Origin of the sequence: Legionella steigerwaltii (genome assembly GCF_001468065.1) — a bacterium.
GTDB lineage: Bacteria > Pseudomonadota > Gammaproteobacteria > Legionellales > Legionellaceae > Legionella > Legionella steigerwaltii.
In genome coordinates this window covers 133,605-150,691 of the sequence record NZ_LNYZ01000005.1, presented here as the reverse complement: position 1 = coordinate 150,691, position 17,087 = coordinate 133,605, and the positions used below count along the sequence as shown (strand labels likewise).

The following is a 17,087-nucleotide window of genomic DNA, read 5'->3' as shown; positions in this document are numbered from 1 at the left end:
TTTGTTTTTGTAGCCTGGTTGCTTGCAACCAGGGGGATTTCCTAGAATACATCCATTGAGATCCTGGCTGCAAGCAGCCAGGCTACGTGCCTGGTCCCCGAGATACATTCTATTTAATCTATTTCACTTGCTTCACACCATCCTGAGAGGCCAACAAAACGACATCTGCCGCACGATGCGCAAATATGCCGTTTTCCACAACTCCAGTGATGCGATTAATGAGATCTTCCATCTCCATAGGTTCATTGATTGTTAAATTAAATACATCAAGAATAATATTCCCATTATCAGTAACAAAACCTTCTCTATATTCAGGATCTCCGCCTAATTTGACTAATTGCCGAGCAACCATGCTCCGTGCCAAAGGAATTACTTCAACAGCGACAGGAAAACGCCCTAAATGCTTTACTAACTTTGAGTCATCTACAATACAAATAAATTGTTCTGCCATTTGCGCTACAATTTTTTCACGAGTATGAGCACCACCACCACCTTTTATCATTTCGCCATGTTCCGTTACTTCATCAGCACCATCAATATAAATGGGTAGATCCTGCACCGAGTTCAAATCAATAACAGGAATACCTTCTTTTCGTAATAAAGCTTCTGTTGCTTTAGAGCTCGATACACAAGCATCAATTTTGTGCTTTATGGTAGCCAATTCTTTAATAAAGAAATTTACTGTAGATCCGGTACCTACACCAACGACCATATCATCTTCGATAAATTGCAATGCAGCTTTTGCCGCTTTCATTTTTAATTCACTCATTAAGAGCCGCTCCCTTTTCTTTGCCTTACAATTTCATATAAAGAAACACCGGTAGCTACAGAAACATTCAAACTGGATACACTGCCTAACATAGGTAAAGAGAATAAACCGTCACAGTGCTCACGAGTCAGGCGACGTAGCCCTTCACCTTCTGCACCCATTACAATTGCGATATTTCCAGTGCAGTCTGTTTGATATAATGAACTGGTTGCCTCACCAGCTGCACCATAAATCCATACCCCATGTTCTTTTAAAAGCTCCATGCTACGCACCAAATTAGTCGCTCTGACCAAAGGGATAGCCTCTGCTGCACCGCATGCAACCTTACTTACCACCGGGGTAATGCTGGCGCTTTTGTCTTTTGGAATTACGACAAAATCAACTCCGGTTGCATCTGCAGTACGCAAACAGGCCCCCAAATTATGTGGATCAGTGACCCCATCCAGGATAAGAATCAAAGCCGGCTGTTTACTGGACTCCAATAAAGCAAGCAAATGGGATTCATTGTAATCAGGTAACGAAGAAGCCGTGGCAACAACACCTTGGTGCGCAAAGTCAGCAAAGCGCTGATTCATTTTTTGCATACTCAACTTTTCAATACTAACACTCGCTTGTATTGCCTTATCAATAATGTCCTGCAATCGCTTGTCTGCACGGTCTTCACTGATATAAAGTTTTTTAGTCACTCGATGTGGATTGGTTAACAAAGCAGAAACCGCATGTACCCCATAAACATACTGCTCACTCATGACTTGGTGTTTCCTCTACTGGCTCAAAATCAATTTTACGTTCATCCAAATCAACACGGGCGACCAATACCGTCATCTTGTCTCCCAAATGATACACCTGGCCACCACGAGTTCCAATTAAACGATGTTTTACAGAGTCAAAAGTATAGTAATCATTTTTTAAAGAGGTTACATGGACCAAGCCTTCAACATAAATTTCATCAAGTTCTACGAAAATTCCAAAACCTGTCACTGCGGAAATTCGACCTTTGAATACTTGCCCTAATTTATCTTGCATATACTCACATTTTAACCAAGCAATTACTTCTCGTGTCGCTTCATCTGCGCGTCGTTCGGTCATAGACGCATGTTTGCCTAATCGATTCATATCTTCATGAGTATACTCAAATTCATAAACTGGCTTCTTATCGAGTAAATAACCGATTGCACGATGAATTAACAAATCAGGATAACGTCTGATGGGTGATGTAAAATGAGTATAAGCCGAATAAGCCAGCCCAAAATGCCCTTCATTCGCTTCAACATATTGTGCTTGTTTCAGGGAGCGGAGCATTACCGTTTCAATAAGATGTTTATCAGGTCGACCCTCGATGGCATTCATAGTGCGCTGAAAATCTTTAGGCCCCGGTTTTTTCCCCCCACCTAATTGCAATCCCAGCTCACCTAAAAACTGTCTTAATGCAGTAATTTTGTCTTCTTCGGGGGCGGCATGCACTCGATAAAGCGCGGGAATCTTGGCTTTTTCTAAAAATCGTGCCGTAGAAACATTCGCGGCCAACATACATTCTTCAATCAATTTATGTGCATCATTGCGAATCACAGGAACTATATATTGAATTTTTTTATTTTCATCAAATTCGATGCGCGTTTCAGTTGTCTCGAAATCCATGGCGCCTCGAAGTTTACGGGTAACTAATAGAACATGATACAAATCATAAAGAGCTTGTAATGTAGGCCATAAAGAGGCATGTTGTTCGTCAGTGGCGCCCTGCTCAAGCCAAGAGCCAACCTGGGTATACGTTAATCGGGCATGTGAATGAATGACGGCACGATAAAAACGTGAGCGAGATATTTTACCTTCATTACTAATCGCCATTTCAGCAACCATACACAAGCGATCGACGTGAGGATTTAACGAACATAAGCCATTGGATAAAGCTTCAGGTAACATGGGAATTACCTTGCCAGGAAAATAAACCGAGTTACCCCGGCGCGCTGCCTCTTTATCCAGCGCAGAATCTTGCATGACATAATTGCTGACATCGGCGATTGCAACATACAGTTGGAAACCGCCTTTGGGTTTTTTATAACAATAAACTGCATCATCAAAATCTTTAGCGTCTTCACCATCAATTGTCACAAAAGGCAGACCACGCAGATCGGTGCGCCCGTTGATTTGTTCTTCGGTGACATGCTGCGGAATTTTTGCTACTTCGATGCTTACATCCTCAGGCCATTCAAAAGGAATCCCGTGTGCATATAGAGCAACTTGAATTTCCATACCTGGAGCCATATGCTCGCCTAAAACATGAATTACTTTACCTATGGCTTGGGTACGTTTACTTGGGAAAGCAATTAATTCGACCAAAACAATTTGACCATTTTTTGCTCCGTTTACCATTTCTTGCGGAATAGAAATATCCTGAGTCAAATGTTTGCTATCCGGCAAGACAAAACTGACCCCATGATCAGTAAAAAACCGGCCCACAATAGTAGCATTGGCATGCTCGATCACTTCGTGGATTTTCGCCTCAGGTCTTCCTCGACGATCCACACCAGCCTGATAGGCAAGGACAACGTCTCCATGCATGACTGCTCGCATTTCTTTAGCAGACAAAAACATATCTTCTGTACCGTCATCAGGAATAAAAAAACCAAAACCATCTGGATGTCCCTGGACTGTACCGCGCGAGAGATTAATCCTTTGCATCAAACAAAAGCGCCCGCGCCGATCTTGCATAATTTGTCCATCGCGCAACATTGCTTTGAGTCTAAATCCCATGGACTCTTGTTTGCGTTCATCTCTTATTTGTAATTTATCGAATAATTGATTGCGCGACATAGGCTTACCATATTCATTAAGAACGTCCATAATGAATTCGCGGCTGGGAACAGGATCGGCGTATTTTTCACTCTCCCGTTTATAAAAGGGATCTTTTGATTTTTTGCTCACCGTATATCCTGTTTATATTTTGTTGTCATAGAATTAAATTACTCATCATTTGCTCAGTTCTACCACTTATCTATGAAAGTAGCAAGATAAGTGGCATTCGTACTAGTGCTTAGCTACGGGAATTACAAATCCACGCGTCCCCACTGCCGCAGTTAAGGCAGATAAGGACATATCTTCTGCTGCCCAAAACGTACTGCCTTTGTCATTAGCAGGAATTTTTACTCCTTTCCATTTGCACACAGCAATAAGACCTTCACAAGGTACTTGTTGTTCATGTCCGGGTTTGGATTCAATGCAATTTAAAGCAAACGGACCTTTATTTAAGGCTAATGCAGCCCAATTTCCACCTTGTAACTTAGTTGTCCAACCGGCACTAGCACCAGGATTAGTCACTGGATGGGTAATCCATAAATCTGCAGAAGTAAGATTATGAATAAAAACCAAACTGCTTTTCTTAGCCTGTAGTGTTACTGATTCACCTTGAACTGCAACTGCCTGACATCCAGCAGGTAAGGTCGATTCAGCTGCTACACAAAAAGATACGAGTGAAAAACACAAAAAAGCGACAATTCTCATTACTTTCTCCCAAATTAAATAGAAAACTGTGCGTACAATAGCATGAAAGAGCTCATAAGAATAAAATTATATAATTTGCCTATGTTGCTTGTCAGCCTTACTTGCTAAAATCATTCTACTTTTCTTTGGCCAATTTAATAACTATGCATATCTGGGTGGATGCCGATGCGTGCCCTAAAGTAATTAAAGAAATTTTGTTCCGTGCTGCAGCCCGTACAAAAACTTCACTCACTTTAGTGGCAAATTCCTTTCTTACTTATCCTAACTCACCTTTCATCCGCGCAGTACAAGTCACTAAAGGGTTTGACAGCGCGGATCATTACATTGTGGAACATGTAGAACCTTTTGACCTGGTGATTACCGCCGATATCCCTTTGGCAGCAGACGTTATTGCCAAAAAAGGATTAGCAATTAACCCGCGTGGTGAAGAATATACCGAGAACACCATCAAGCAACGTTTAAATTTAAGGGATATGCATGAGCAATTAAGGGCAACAGGAAATTTTTCAGGTGGCCCGCCTGCCTTAAGTATCAAGGAGAAAACTGCTTTTGCTAATGCTCTGGATAGATGCTTGGCAAGAAAAGTACAAAAATAATTAAATTAACGTAAACGTATGCGCGTGCAAATTACTTTAAATTTGACAAATAATTCTCAGCAACCTAGATTTTAGATATGCCTAAGAAGGATGGTAAACTGCATGAAGCTGCTTCGGTATACCCTGTTTCTTTTTATATTAGTGAGTAATACACTCGCTTATGGTGACCCCATTGTAATAGGCGTTTCTAAATCTGCACCTCCTTTTTCTGCAGTAGGTGGTGGCAATCATTATTTTGGCTTTTGTATCGATCTCATGAATGAAATATGCAAACGTCTTAATGAAACGTGCGAATATAAGCCTATTACCATAAGAAACCAGATGGATACATTGAATTCAGGCGGCATAGACATTACCTTTCCACCATCTCCAATACCTCAAACACCATCACCAAATTACATTTACAGTTTGCCCTATATGACAAGCAATGGACAATTTTTAACCATGTCTCCAGACATAAAAACAATTGCTGACATTAAAAATAAAAGAATTGGAACCGTACAAGAAAGCCATCTTCGCGACACTCTATTGCTTTATACCAGCCAAGATAACATCAAAGAATATCCAAAAATTTCGCTAATGATTACTGCCTTACTCGATAAAGATGTGGATGTAATCATAATGAACGTTAATATCTTTAAGTATCTTACCATTAATAAAGTCATTAATTTTCAAGCAGTAGGTGATCCTATTGTTATAGGAAACGGGTATGGGATCGTGACACTCCCCAAAAATGATAATCTAATTAACAGAATAAATAAGGTGTTATTACAAATAGAAAACGATGGAACCTATGAAACCATTTATAATAAATACTTCGGCTCTAATTTGTAGCTCTATGCAGTATGGGTTAAACTGGCACCCATTTTCAAAAAATACAGGATAAAACATGTTAGATAGTATTAACATTGCAGAAATCACCAGTCTGCATAAAAACTCCATCATCAAATGGAAAGCCTCAGGTATAGTACATCAACACAAAGAATTTTGTCGTTTAGTTGAAGAAAATCATGCGTTTAACTATCAGCTCTGGCATGCGGAAGATAGAGCACGTCGAGATGATCAAGGATATGAGTTTGTATATCAAGCAAAAAGAGAGATTGACCGATTTAATCAATTGCGTAACAACCGGATGGAAGCGATGGATGAATGGCTTGTTAACCAGCTGCAACCGGAACACTTTAAAATGTGTCCAGTGAACTCTGAATCACCAGGAATGATCATTGATCGATTGTCTATTTTATCCTTGAAATCGTACCATATGGATCTACAAACCAAGCGCGAAGATGCTACAGAGGAACATCGTAAAAATTGTACCCATAAGTTAATGATCATTAATCAACAATTAGAACAATTAGCTCAGTGCTTCAAAGAATTACTTGAGGAAGTAAGAGCGAGAAAACGTACTTTCAGAATCTATCATCAATTTAAAATGTACAATGATCCTACTCTAAACCCAGAACTGTACTGCCAGCGTTAGTTGTGGCGTGATGAGTTAAATCAGTGTCGCTTTTTGAATGATTCATAGTTGGTGGGGAATTTCTAGGCGGCGCAGCTTTATGAAAGAAGAAATTCCAAAGTGAAAAAGATGAGTTGGCTTTTGGCAGGGAATCAGGGGCTCTTTTTTTGGCGGGCTCACTTGATTCCCTTTGGGACTGGGTCTTTAGTTTATCCATCGACACATCATCTTGGCCAGCTTCACTCTCTTTAGACGGGCGAACCTGACCTTGGGGTGGGCGCCCTAAGCCACGTGCTAAAGCCCTAAGGCCTAGAACTAATGAAAATAAGACTGCATTAGCTATCGCTAATACACCCATTACCGGAGTATCATGATAATGTCCATCCGGATCCTCTTCCTGACAAGAGGTCATTGCAAAATTAGAGAAATTATTTCCCTTAGATACACCAGACGCGAGGGAGCGGAACACTTCAAACCATTCTTGGAAAAAATACTGTGGCGAGGAGTTGAGATTAAGGCCATCTTTTAATGATGTCTTAAAACTCTCTGCACCTAAAATCTCAGCATTATTTTGTGCCTCGATATTCTTCTTCATCTCCTTTATTTGATCGTAAGAATGTTCTTTTTCGTTCTCTGCTTTTTGCTGCTGCATATGCTGATAATGGGCGCTCAGCATATAAGCGGTCATTCCAATCATTAGCATCAGACCAGAAACAATAAATGCAGCAAGTAAAACAGGAGGAAAGGCACTTGAGGTAACTAAACATACTGAGGCAACTGTAAATAAAATACTGGTCAATACACCATAAGCATACAAACCGTATTTCATTCCCAATAAACCCGCAGTGAAATAACTGTGCGTTGTTTGATCTTGTAATAATTGACGTTCTTCTTCAAACTCTTTAATTAATTCACACACTCTCTGTTTCAATTGGTGGATTTCTAAGGAGGCTCCTGGTTTTTTATTACCCTCTCCTTGTAACTCAAGCAATTTGGCATAAGTAAGTTCTAATTCTTTAGTTGTTAGTGCCAATTTACATCGGGTTTGCGTAACCTCCAGGCGTAACTGAAAATCGTATTCCTCATAAATTCGAGAAACAACACAAGCCAGCGCATAAAAAGCACTAAGAACTGACATGGCGAGGAAGAGGGGTGGGGAAAGAACTGAAAGACTCACCACACCTATATAAAGGTATAAACCATCAAGCAATCCACCAGCCCCAACCGCTAAATAAGCATAAACACGATCATCAGTGCTCTGATACTCTATGCGTGATAAATAAATTTCACGTTCTGTTGCTGTTAATGAAGTCAGCAGTTGAATTTCCATTAAAAGCTGTTTATTTTCATTCATTTGCGTTTTACGCCGCTCAAGCATACTGCGTACCCAGAAACGATTGGCGGCTGCAAAAATACCTAATACTAAACCAACAGGGACGACCATATATTTAAGGTCCATCCCGCTGAGTATCCCTAAAACTTGTACTGTACTTCTCCACCCCTTATAAGCATTTTTTAAGCCCTTCATTACATCACGAAAATAGGGCCAAGCAGCTGCGATGAATTTTTTTACTGAGTTATTTTCTTCACCATCAAAAACACTTGCAAGAAAAGAAAACGACACTAAAAAAATTGCTTCTGCAGAAACTGCAGCGATCCCTTCAGGAGAGGTTAATATTTTACGAATTGAGTCAGCATCAGTTTTGGCAAGAAATACTTCTAAAAAGTATTTAAACATACTGTAAGAGGAACTTAGTGAATCCAGAACTGCATAAGCATGATAGATGTAACGATCTTTATCGAGTTTTTGAGCGAGGAGTCTACTTTGCGCGTCGATACGGCCGGCAATCGCCAAGAGGAAAATGAGGTCTTTTGAATTTAGAGATGAACCTTCTTCGCCCTTATTAGACATTCTTACACACAAAAATGACCGTAAGTTAGGATGGCGCGGATTATATGGATAATTGTGCTTGATGTCAATAATCGTTTCATCCTGAATCAAAAAAACACAAATTTCCTGCAGGTCGATAATGATATCATACTCAGTTCGTACAAAAAATATTTCTTTAAACTCAATACGGGTTGTGACTTAGGAGGCAAAATCTGCTACGATATTGCACTAATAATAAAACAACTCAGGAAAGAGGATTCAATGAGATCAATACTTGCTCTCTTTATTTTTGCGGCACTAATGACTGGACCTGTTATGGCATCAAATGAAACACAAATTTACGGTTATGTTGAGAAAGTTACTTTTCCAGGGAAAAATTTAACACTCTCAGCAAAATTGGATACCGGAGCTAAGTCAGCTTCATTAAATGCGACCAATATAACTGAAATTACTAAAAATAGTGTGCCTTATTTGCGCTTTACTGTCCCAACTAAAAATGGAGATTATCAATTTGAGGCAGAATATAAAGGTCGTGTAAAAATTAAAGTTCGTGATGGAGAACATGGTTCAGAAATACTAGCACATGCACCAATCAAACGCCCTGTCGTACTGCTTGATATACAGCTTGGCGATAAAGTGAGAACAATTAAAGTGAATTTAACCAATCGCAAACGTTTCCTCTATCCTTTGCTTTTAGGAAGAGATGCAATTATTGCTTTTAATGGTGCGGTAAATCCTGCACTGACATTTACGTTAAGAAATCAGAGTCTTAAGAAATAATGAAAAACAACACGCGTCATGTTTATGGACTTATTTTTACTTTATTTATCCTAGGGGCAGGGATTTTTTTGTACCGACACTTTGTGCTCGATGTACCGTTGACCGACACCGAAACAATAAACAGTTGGACGATTGAATCGAACTTACGTTTTGTTGCGGATCCAAATACGCCGATTAAGGCGAGTTTTAATATTCCCTATTTACCACCACACTTTGCAATTCTTGATGAGTATTTTGTATCGAGAAATTATGGGGTAACCACCAATTTAAATGGTGATAATCGGGAAACAGTTTGGTCCATCAGGCGCGCTCATGGCTCACAATCCTTATATTACAGAGCGATTTTCCGTCAAACTGAGGGAAATGAATCACCATTAGCAACCCCTCCGGCAGTCAAAACACAACCGCTTGCTGAGAGTCAAAAATCTGCAGTTGAAACCATTACAAACCAAGTAAGACAATCCTCTGCGGACATTAAAACTTTTGCCCAAAGTACGATTAAAGAACTGAATAAAAAAGATGGGAATGCCAAGTTACTGACCAGTAATGATTTTAGCGACGAACGTCTCATTAATGCAGCAATTCTCATTTTGAATCAGTCTAAAATTTCTGCAATTCCAGTAAAAGGGATTTATTTATCTCAAAAGAGTAAGGCCGAATTAAGTTCATTTTTGGCCGTATTCAATGGCAAAAACTGGGTTTATATTAATCCTAAAACAGGTAGTGCTGGACTACCTAAAGATTTCCTAATTTGGCAATATGGCAATGAACCTGTATTTAATGTAACAGGTGGTAAAAAAGCTCAGTTTAGTTTAACTGTGTCCCCCACACCCATCAATGCCTTAAGTATTGCCAAATCGAGAGGCTTACAATCAGACTCACAACTGTTGCGTTTCTCCTTATTGCAACTACCGGTCAATGTTCAGGCAACTTATAAGATTTTATTAACGGTACCCATAGGTGCTTTTATTATCTTGATTTTGCGAAACTTTATTGGGATTAAAACGTTCGGCACTTTTATGCCTGTTTTAATTGCTTTAGCCTTTAGAGAAACCCATGTAATCTGGGGAATTTCCCTCTTTGTCATCATCGTATCTTTTGGACTCCTAGCACGCTTTTATCTGGATCAATTAAGATTACTTTTGGTACCAAGACTCGCGGCAATTCTTACTGTCGTCATTTTGCTCATGATCTTCATAAGTGTCATCAGTCAAAGTCTTGGATTAGATGCAGGACTCTCTGTTGCCTTATTCCCCATGGTCATTTTAACCATGACCATAGAACGCATGTGCATCACCTGGGATGAGAGGGGCGCCTCTGAAGCAATAAAATCAGGGATAGGAAGCCTAGTCGCTGCAGTAATCTCTTATTGGGCGATGAGCTATGAACCATTACAATATCTTGTATTTGCTTTCCCCGAGCTGCTCCTAGTTCTGCTCGCTTTGATATTGTGGTTCGGTCAATACCGCGGATACCGATTATTTGAGTTGAAGCGCTTTAAGTCACTTGCGAGACATGTAGAATGATTACGCTGTTTCGTCGTTTAAAAAATCATGGAATATTAAGTATCAACCAGCGCAATACTGATTTTGTGTTACGCTACAATCCAAGAAAATTGTTTCCTCTAGTCGATGATAAATTAAAAACAAAAAAATTGGCTCTAAAAGCAGGAATCGCGGTTCCACCTTTATACGATATTATCGAAACTGAACAACAAATTAAAACCATAGAGGAACGCTTGGAGCCTTATAATGACTTTGTTGTTAAACCCGCACGGGGATCAGGTGGCGATGGTATTTTAGTTTTTAAAGATAAGGTCTATGGACGTTATCGACAAATTAATGGAAAGCTAACCACGACCCAGGAGCTAAGCTATCATTTATCGTGTCTGCTTTCGGGGGCATACAGTCTTGGGGGCTCCTCTGACTATGCCATTATCGAGAAACGTGTCGTGGTTGATCCCGTATTTGCTGAGGTAAGCTACGAAGGCATTCCTGATATTCGAATTATTAGTCTACTTGGCTATCCCGCTATGGCCATGGTGAGGCTTCCTACACGTTTGTCTGGCGGAAAAGCCAATTTACATCAAGGAGCAATTGGTGTTGGGGTAGATCTCGCTACAGGGAAAACTCTTGGTGGAGTATATCATAATGACATCATTGATTATCATCCTGATACGCTTAATCCTATCGTGAACATCGAAGTGCCTTATTGGAATAAAATACTTGAGATTGCCTCCAGTTGCTATGATCTCACTGGTCTAGGCTATCTTGGGGTAGATATAGTTCTTGATAAAGAACAAGGACCCTTAATGCTCGAGCTCAATGCGCGACCTGGCTTAAATATACAAATTGCAAACAGGGAAGGTGGATTAAAACGCTACCGAACAATTGAAGCACACTATAGGGAGCATCCTAACGAATCAGTTGCCGAAAAAGTAGCTTTTAGTCGTGAACATTTTTCTCGTTTAAAATAGCCTTTAAGGGTTGCCCGGATAAAGGTCCACAGGACCCAAACTCGGGTTTCACTTCGTCGTACCCAAGCTACAAATAGGTGCACTTAAATAGTCATTGGGCTGATTCCCTCTTCATCTTTGGTGAGTTCAGAGCGTTTTCTTTTTTTGGTAGTCAGATTTTCACTGAACTGGAACGTCGGACTCCAAGTCGATTTCATTTTTTCATGACTGCATTCACTCTCTTCTGAAAGTTCTTTCTCCAAACGCTGAGAAAATTCTTGCTCAGAAGTATCAGAATTATGGCCAGGTGTTAGAATCCTCTCACCAGTATCTTGTTCAAAATCAGATGTTACAAGCCACTCATTTGTTTGCTCTTCCTTAAAGGGTGGCGAAAAAACCGGTTCATCCATCTCATCCAAATTATAACCAGGAGTTTTGGGTATCACATACTCCATGGCCATTCCATGCTCACTCCAGTCAGCATGGTAATAGTATTGGGATTCATTAAAATCAGCGACAACCTGAGTCAAATTGGTAGGCGAAGCACTGTAATCATAGTCGCTGTAATAGGCAAGAATTTCTTCGCCTGGTTGAATTTGACGTGTCGTTACATAAGAGTCCGTTGCAAAATCAAATCGAACATTCATTTCTTTTCGACGATTTGCACCTTCTATGCAATAGGCTTCTGATGCTTTATCTTTAGTATAAAGATATCCTCCCGCACCTGATTGCACTAAGTAGTTTGTGTCTAAACCACGTTGTACTGCCCACAATCCGATCGCTGTATCCTTTTCAGGTACATCATCCATGCCCTGACCTACGAGCCGGCATAGTGTTTTTTTCGCAGGAATTTCCTGCCCGCTAAATAAGGAATAACGAGTTACTCCATTTCGTACCGTGGGTGCTATAAACAAATGGTAAGGTGAGTTTCTTTGTAGCTCCATTTTTTGATTTTTTTGAAAACGCGCTACGTCTTCAAATTTATTCAAATCATATATTTTAGGATCTAAATTTTTATCTAAATACATTTGCTTTTTAGATTCTTTCTTCATAGCTGCTCTTAGGGTTATTAATAAATCGAAAAAGCTTTTTATGCCTTCACGCGTACTCACATCACTTATTGTAAATTCTTGACCGAGTGTTTTAGCTAAACTCCGCAGAACTTCAATCAGCGTTTGTGGTTGGCGCAAAATTTGCGGACGATCTTTTGTAAAATACTCATCTCCATAAGAAATAGTTAACTCATCAGCAAAAGCAATTTTTCTGGTCGCAATATAATAAGCATGATAATCAAATACAACTGTTCCAAACTTGTCTTTTTGTTGGTTACAAATGACTTTTACTTCTAAATTAGGTTTTGCAGCATGATTAACCCAGCGGGTACTGGACCCTGATTTCAACATATCAATTACTACAGCATATTCATCTTTATCATCTAAATTTAATTGCCATACATAAGTAGAATCGCCTTGATATTCTTTAACTACTTGCTCCATCCTAGAGTTAGGCTGTATACCAAATAAATCAATGCCTTTTATTTCGCCAACAATATCACCTTTCTCAAATGATTTGGCGGCATATACTCCCAATTGTTTGGAACCAAGATTTGGAATAGCGGCTATAATTACACCGTGATCATAATCCGTAGATAAATAATTAAAGTCTGGTTGATTGCACTGATTCTGCAAATAATTACGCAGTCTTAATCGAGACTCCGTCTGCTCAGGGAAAAAAAGCAATTGTTCTGCGAGCATTTCTTCTAAAGCTTGTTCTTGATCTACTTTGTTTAAAAATTTAACGGTTCTTGTCATGTTGATTCTACATCATTTATTTGCAGCGAATTTTAGTAAAAAAAAAGAGCCTGTCCAGCTATTTCTAGAGACAATCTGATTTTAACTCTATGTGCACATCAGATTATATTAATGATGAGTACAAAGATATTACACTTTATGGCTGTATGCCCTGCGCATGTTGGATAAATAATCGTTTTATAGGGGTAAATCCATTACATAAACCTAAGCCCAAACCTCGCAAGGTAACAATAGGCAGAAAGGAATTACTGAATAATCGTTTGAAACCCTCCATCAACAGAATAGTTTGCCATACTGCATTTTTACGCTCACGTTGGTAAGCCCCTAATGCTTTTTTGGATACAAGGGTATCATGAGCAGCATCCAAACACTGAATCCAGGAGTGCACGTCGGCCAGGCCTAAATTTAATCCCAAACCGGCCAAAGGATGGATTGTATGTGCCGCATCACCAAGAAGTAACCAACGATTCCCTACATAGTGTTTGACATGCCTCATTTGCAAAGGGAATTGATGACGCGTGCTGATTACTTCAACCTGTCCAAGCTTTTTAGCAAAAGCTTCAGTTAAGGAGGCATTAAACTCCTGTTCTGAAAGATTCATTAATTTTTTAACTTGTGTTGGGCTAGTGGACCACACGATAGAACATTGATGTGCATCAGCTAGAGGTAAAAATGCCAAAGGCCCATCAGCGCGAAATACTTGATATGCAGTGTGATGATGCTCTTTCTCTACAGATACCGTGGCAACCAATGCATGTTGATCATAAGACCAGCTGTTTAATGGCACCTTGAGTTTTTGGCGAACCGGGGAATTTGCTCCATCAGCAACCATTAACAATTGTCCTTCCCAAGCCTGCTGATTGCCGCACACTTTAACTTTGGCGTCCTCACTAAATACTTCTTCCACGTAACTCTCAGGAAATAAATGAATGGAGGATTGTGTCGAAGCTTGTTGGAGTAAAGCGTGTTTTAAGACAGATTCTTCAATAATGCTCCCTAAATTCTGTGCACCCACATAACGTGAATCAAAATCAATATGTGCTTTGCTTTCAGCATCCCAAACATACATACGACGATAGGGAGAAACGCGTGTATTCTCCAAGTATTGCCAAACATTTAATTGCTGCAACAGTGCCTGTGAAGCATAGTTAATCGCATAAACACGAGTATCTGGTTGTGAACAATCGACTTTTAATGAACCCGCGTCAATGACTGCTACAGAGTAACCACGTTGGGCCATAGCTAAGGCTGCCGTTAAGCCCACAATACCACCACCAATTATCAATACATTAAATTGCAGACTCATTTCATTTCCTTCATAACTATTTTTGTAGCTTTGGCAAAGCAATTTCGCAGACCAAATCAGGAATCACCCCCCCGAATCCTCGTGCATATCGTGCTAAAAGGTTCTTCAATGCAGGAATATTATCAAGAGCCATCAATCCTAACCCACGAGCAACTCCCAACCCAGGTAAACGACTGGTAAACACTTGGATTAATCCATCCGTTAAACGAGTAATTGCTTTTTGATCATGGGATCTTAATTGCACGTACTGGTGTAACATTTCAGCATTAAGTCCCCGCTCGGCAATGCATTGCGCTAAAGTAGCCACATCTCTTAGCCCGAGATTAAATCCTTGCCCCGCTACGGGATGTAATGTGTGTGCCGCATTACCTACAAAAACTACTGGCCACTTAGTTTGTTTTGGCATTAAAACTTGTTGTAAAGGATAGGAGAACCGTTTACCTACTTTGGCAAAGCGACCTAAACGATAACCAAAAGCAAGTTGTAATTCTTGTAAAAAATCCACCTCAGATAAAGACAATAAGCGTTCTGCTTCCTTAGGAGGCACGGCCCAAACCAAAGACATCCGATTTTCTTGCATGGGTAAAAGCGCCAACGGACCATAACGAGTAAAACGTTCATAAGCACGATGTTGATGCGGTTTAAGCAAACCAATATTAGCTACAATCGCGTGTTGACCATAGAGCTTGGTGTTAGCCGGTAATGAACAAAAACGACGCGCTTCAGAATGAGCACCATCCGCAGCAACAATCAAACGTGCCACAATGTTTATTTCACCAGAATCAGTGAGAATTGTTGCCGAATGGTTCTCATAATCCAAGGAGTGTAAGCTCGCTGGAGCAATTAGCTGGTCATGAGGTAATAATTGATGCAAAGCCTGATTGATATGCTGCATTTCTGCAACATGGCCCAAAGGAGCATCCAACTCACCCTGCAAGCGTGATATCCCAAAGTGATGTTGATCGGACACATGGATAGTATCTATAGGAGTTACATGCTTTTTAAGAAGATCCCAAACGCCGAGCATTGTTAAAATGCGTCGGCTCGCAGGCGATAAAGCTAAAGAACGCGCATCAAAATCAGGGCTTATTTTGTTGCTAAACGGTTTCGCTTCTACCAATAAAGTACTATACCCTAATCCTTGCAAAGCAAGCATTAAAGTTGCGCCTGTTAAACCACCCCCAATAACCAGTATATCAATCTCTTTATTAATCACGCATTAATGCCTCAATTTCATGCACATCCACAGGCAATGCTGCAGTTAATACCTCATGGCCTGTTTTCGTTACTACCACATCATCTTCAATACGCACACCAATACCCCACCAACGCTTATCTACCCCCGCGCTGTTTGAGCTAATATATAATCCTGGCTCAACAGTTAAAACCATTCCTGGTTCTAAAGCACGCCATTCACCATTAATTTTATAAAGACCACTGTCATGAACATCTAATCCCAACCAATGTCCGGAATTATGCATGTAGAACGGTTTATATGCTTCTTTAGTAATCAATTCCGCTACATCACCTTGCAAAATACCCAACTCACATAATCCTTCAGTGAGAATGCGGACCATAATTTGTTGTACGCCATTCCAGGGAAGCCCTGGTTTGACCGCTGCAATTCCTGCTTTTTGCGCCTTGAGTACCAACTCATAAATACTTTTTTGCTCTGGGCTGAATTTGCCATTGATTGGAAATGTTCTGGTGATATCAGCAGCATAATTTTCATACTCACCCCCTGCATCAATAAGCACCAAACTGCCACGATGCAAAGGTTTGTTGTTCTCTGTGTAATGCAAAACACAAGCATTTTCGCCACAACCCACAATAGGATCATACGCGACACTACGACAACCATGACGACTGAATTCATAAACAAGCTCTGCTTCAAGTTGATACTCATGTTCCAAATGCCTGCAACGACGCATCGTGTGCTCATGTGCTTTAACAGAAATGCTTGCTGCTCGACGCATTAAATCCAGCTCCGCATCACTTTTAAATAAACGCATTTCACCTAAAATAGGCTCCAAGTCACATAGCTGGTCTGGTACTTTAACCCCACGCCGAACTTGAGCTTTAAGTTTCTGCAATGACTGCATGATTATTTTTTCTGTCTCTGGATTTCGAGCAAGCGAGTAATAAATAGCTGACTTTCCATTTAATAATTTGGGCAATTCTTCCTCAACGCTGTCTATAGGAAAAGCAGCATGCATGCCTAATTTAGAAAGCGCCCCATCTTGTCCAAGGCGTTTTCCTGTCCACTGCTCTTCCGCAGGATTACGTGTGCGGTTAAATAAAATACTCTGAGTATTTGCCCCGGCGATAAGAACCAATAATGCATCAGGCTCATTAAATCCTGTGAGATAATAAAAATTACTGTCCTGACGAAAGCGATAATGCGCATCGCCGTTACGTAATACTTCGTGAGCAGCAGGGATAATGGCAATACTGCCCTCGGGCAATTTTTGCGCCAATTTGTTTCTTCTTGTCTGGTATTCTTGTTGGGAAATCATAGTAAA

Annotated in this window: 15 protein-coding genes; 6 read left to right on the top strand and 9 right to left on the bottom strand. The window is 40.2% G+C overall.

All coding sequences use genetic code 11. The annotated features are described in order from the left end of the window. Positions 1 to 118: 118 nt before the first annotated feature. From rpiA to Lstg_RS03990, 4 genes are all read right to left on the bottom strand, one after another. The gene (gene rpiA / locus Lstg_RS04005) at positions 119 to 769 is read right to left on the bottom strand and encodes a ribose-5-phosphate isomerase RpiA (RefSeq protein ID WP_058476375.1); all 651 of its coding nucleotides are present in this window, start codon (positions 767 to 769) and stop codon (positions 119 to 121) included. Next, on the bottom strand, positions 769 to 1,518 hold the full coding sequence (gene rlmB / locus Lstg_RS04000) for a 23S rRNA (guanosine(2251)-2'-O)-methyltransferase RlmB (protein ID WP_058476374.1): 750 nt from the start codon (positions 1,516 to 1,518) through the stop codon (positions 769 to 771). The genes rpiA and rlmB overlap by 1 nt, the downstream gene beginning before the upstream one ends. Next, the gene (rnr, locus tag Lstg_RS03995) at positions 1,511 to 3,691 is read right to left on the bottom strand and encodes a ribonuclease R (protein ID WP_058476373.1); all 2,181 of its coding nucleotides are present in this window, start codon (positions 3,689 to 3,691) and stop codon (positions 1,511 to 1,513) included. The genes rlmB and rnr overlap by 8 nt, the downstream gene beginning before the upstream one ends. 102 nt (positions 3,692 to 3,793) lie before the next feature. Beyond that, positions 3,794 to 4,267, bottom strand: coding sequence for a hypothetical protein (locus tag Lstg_RS03990; RefSeq protein ID WP_058476372.1), 474 nt, complete (start codon positions 4,265 to 4,267; stop codon positions 3,794 to 3,796). A gap of 143 nt (positions 4,268 to 4,410) precedes the next feature. Here Lstg_RS03990 and Lstg_RS03985 point away from each other — a divergent pair, with 143 nt between their 5' ends. The 3 genes from Lstg_RS03985 to Lstg_RS03975 all read left to right on the top strand — a co-directional run bounded on the left by Lstg_RS03985 (position 4,411) and on the right by Lstg_RS03975 (position 6,343). Beyond that, positions 4,411 to 4,863: a YaiI/YqxD family protein gene (locus Lstg_RS03985; protein WP_058476371.1), complete on the top strand. Its 453-nt coding sequence runs from the start codon at positions 4,411 to 4,413 to the stop codon at positions 4,861 to 4,863. 102 nt (positions 4,864 to 4,965) lie between these two features. Beyond that, a complete protein-coding gene (locus Lstg_RS03980; protein ID WP_058476370.1) occupies positions 4,966 to 5,697 on the top strand; it encodes a transporter substrate-binding domain-containing protein in 732 nt (243 codons plus the stop codon). Positions 5,698 to 5,752: 55 nt separating this feature from the next. After that, on the top strand, positions 5,753 to 6,343 hold the full coding sequence (locus Lstg_RS03975; protein WP_058476369.1) for a DUF4254 domain-containing protein: 591 nt from the start codon (positions 5,753 to 5,755) through the stop codon (positions 6,341 to 6,343). On the opposite strand, the gene Lstg_RS03970 is transcribed toward Lstg_RS03975, so the two are convergent. Next, positions 6,309 to 8,234 (bottom strand): hypothetical protein, encoded by a 1,926-nt coding sequence (locus Lstg_RS03970; protein ID WP_058476368.1) that lies wholly within the window; start codon positions 8,232 to 8,234, stop codon positions 6,309 to 6,311. The genes Lstg_RS03975 and Lstg_RS03970 overlap by 35 nt on opposite strands. Before the next feature lie 54 nt (positions 8,235 to 8,288). Here Lstg_RS03970 and Lstg_RS03965 point away from each other — a divergent pair, with 54 nt between their 5' ends. The 3 genes from Lstg_RS03965 to Lstg_RS03955 are packed head-to-tail and all read left to right on the top strand — an operon-like array spanning position 8,289 to position 11,469. After that, the gene (locus Lstg_RS03965) at positions 8,289 to 8,993 is read left to right on the top strand and encodes an ATP-dependent zinc protease family protein (protein ID WP_238585367.1); all 705 of its coding nucleotides are present in this window, start codon (positions 8,289 to 8,291) and stop codon (positions 8,991 to 8,993) included. Continuing rightward, positions 8,993 to 10,519: an inactive transglutaminase family protein gene (locus tag Lstg_RS03960; protein WP_058476366.1), complete on the top strand. Its 1,527-nt coding sequence runs from the start codon at positions 8,993 to 8,995 to the stop codon at positions 10,517 to 10,519. The genes Lstg_RS03965 and Lstg_RS03960 overlap by 1 nt, the downstream gene beginning before the upstream one ends. Further along, on the top strand, positions 10,516 to 11,469 hold the full coding sequence (locus Lstg_RS03955; RefSeq protein ID WP_058476365.1) for an alpha-L-glutamate ligase-like protein: 954 nt from the start codon (positions 10,516 to 10,518) through the stop codon (positions 11,467 to 11,469). The genes Lstg_RS03960 and Lstg_RS03955 overlap by 4 nt, the downstream gene beginning before the upstream one ends. Positions 11,470 to 11,552: 83 nt before the next feature. On the opposite strand, the gene Lstg_RS03950 is transcribed toward Lstg_RS03955, so the two are convergent. The 4 genes from Lstg_RS03950 to pepP all read right to left on the bottom strand — a co-directional run bounded on the left by Lstg_RS03950 (position 11,553) and on the right by pepP (position 17,081). Beyond that, positions 11,553 to 13,259 (bottom strand): SET domain-containing protein, encoded by a 1,707-nt coding sequence (locus Lstg_RS03950; protein ID WP_058476364.1) that lies wholly within the window; start codon positions 13,257 to 13,259, stop codon positions 11,553 to 11,555. Between the two features lie 136 nt (positions 13,260 to 13,395). Beyond that, positions 13,396 to 14,565, bottom strand: coding sequence for an FAD-dependent oxidoreductase (locus Lstg_RS03945; protein ID WP_058476363.1), 1,170 nt, complete (start codon positions 14,563 to 14,565; stop codon positions 13,396 to 13,398). 16 nt (positions 14,566 to 14,581) lie between these two features. Continuing rightward, positions 14,582 to 15,781, bottom strand: coding sequence for a 2-octaprenyl-6-methoxyphenyl hydroxylase (gene ubiH, locus Lstg_RS03940; protein WP_058476362.1), 1,200 nt, complete (start codon positions 15,779 to 15,781; stop codon positions 14,582 to 14,584). Next, on the bottom strand, positions 15,774 to 17,081 hold the full coding sequence (pepP, locus tag Lstg_RS03935; RefSeq protein WP_058476361.1) for a Xaa-Pro aminopeptidase: 1,308 nt from the start codon (positions 17,079 to 17,081) through the stop codon (positions 15,774 to 15,776). Before pepP ends, ubiH begins: the two co-directional genes overlap by 8 nt. Positions 17,082 to 17,087 lie beyond the last annotated feature (6 nt).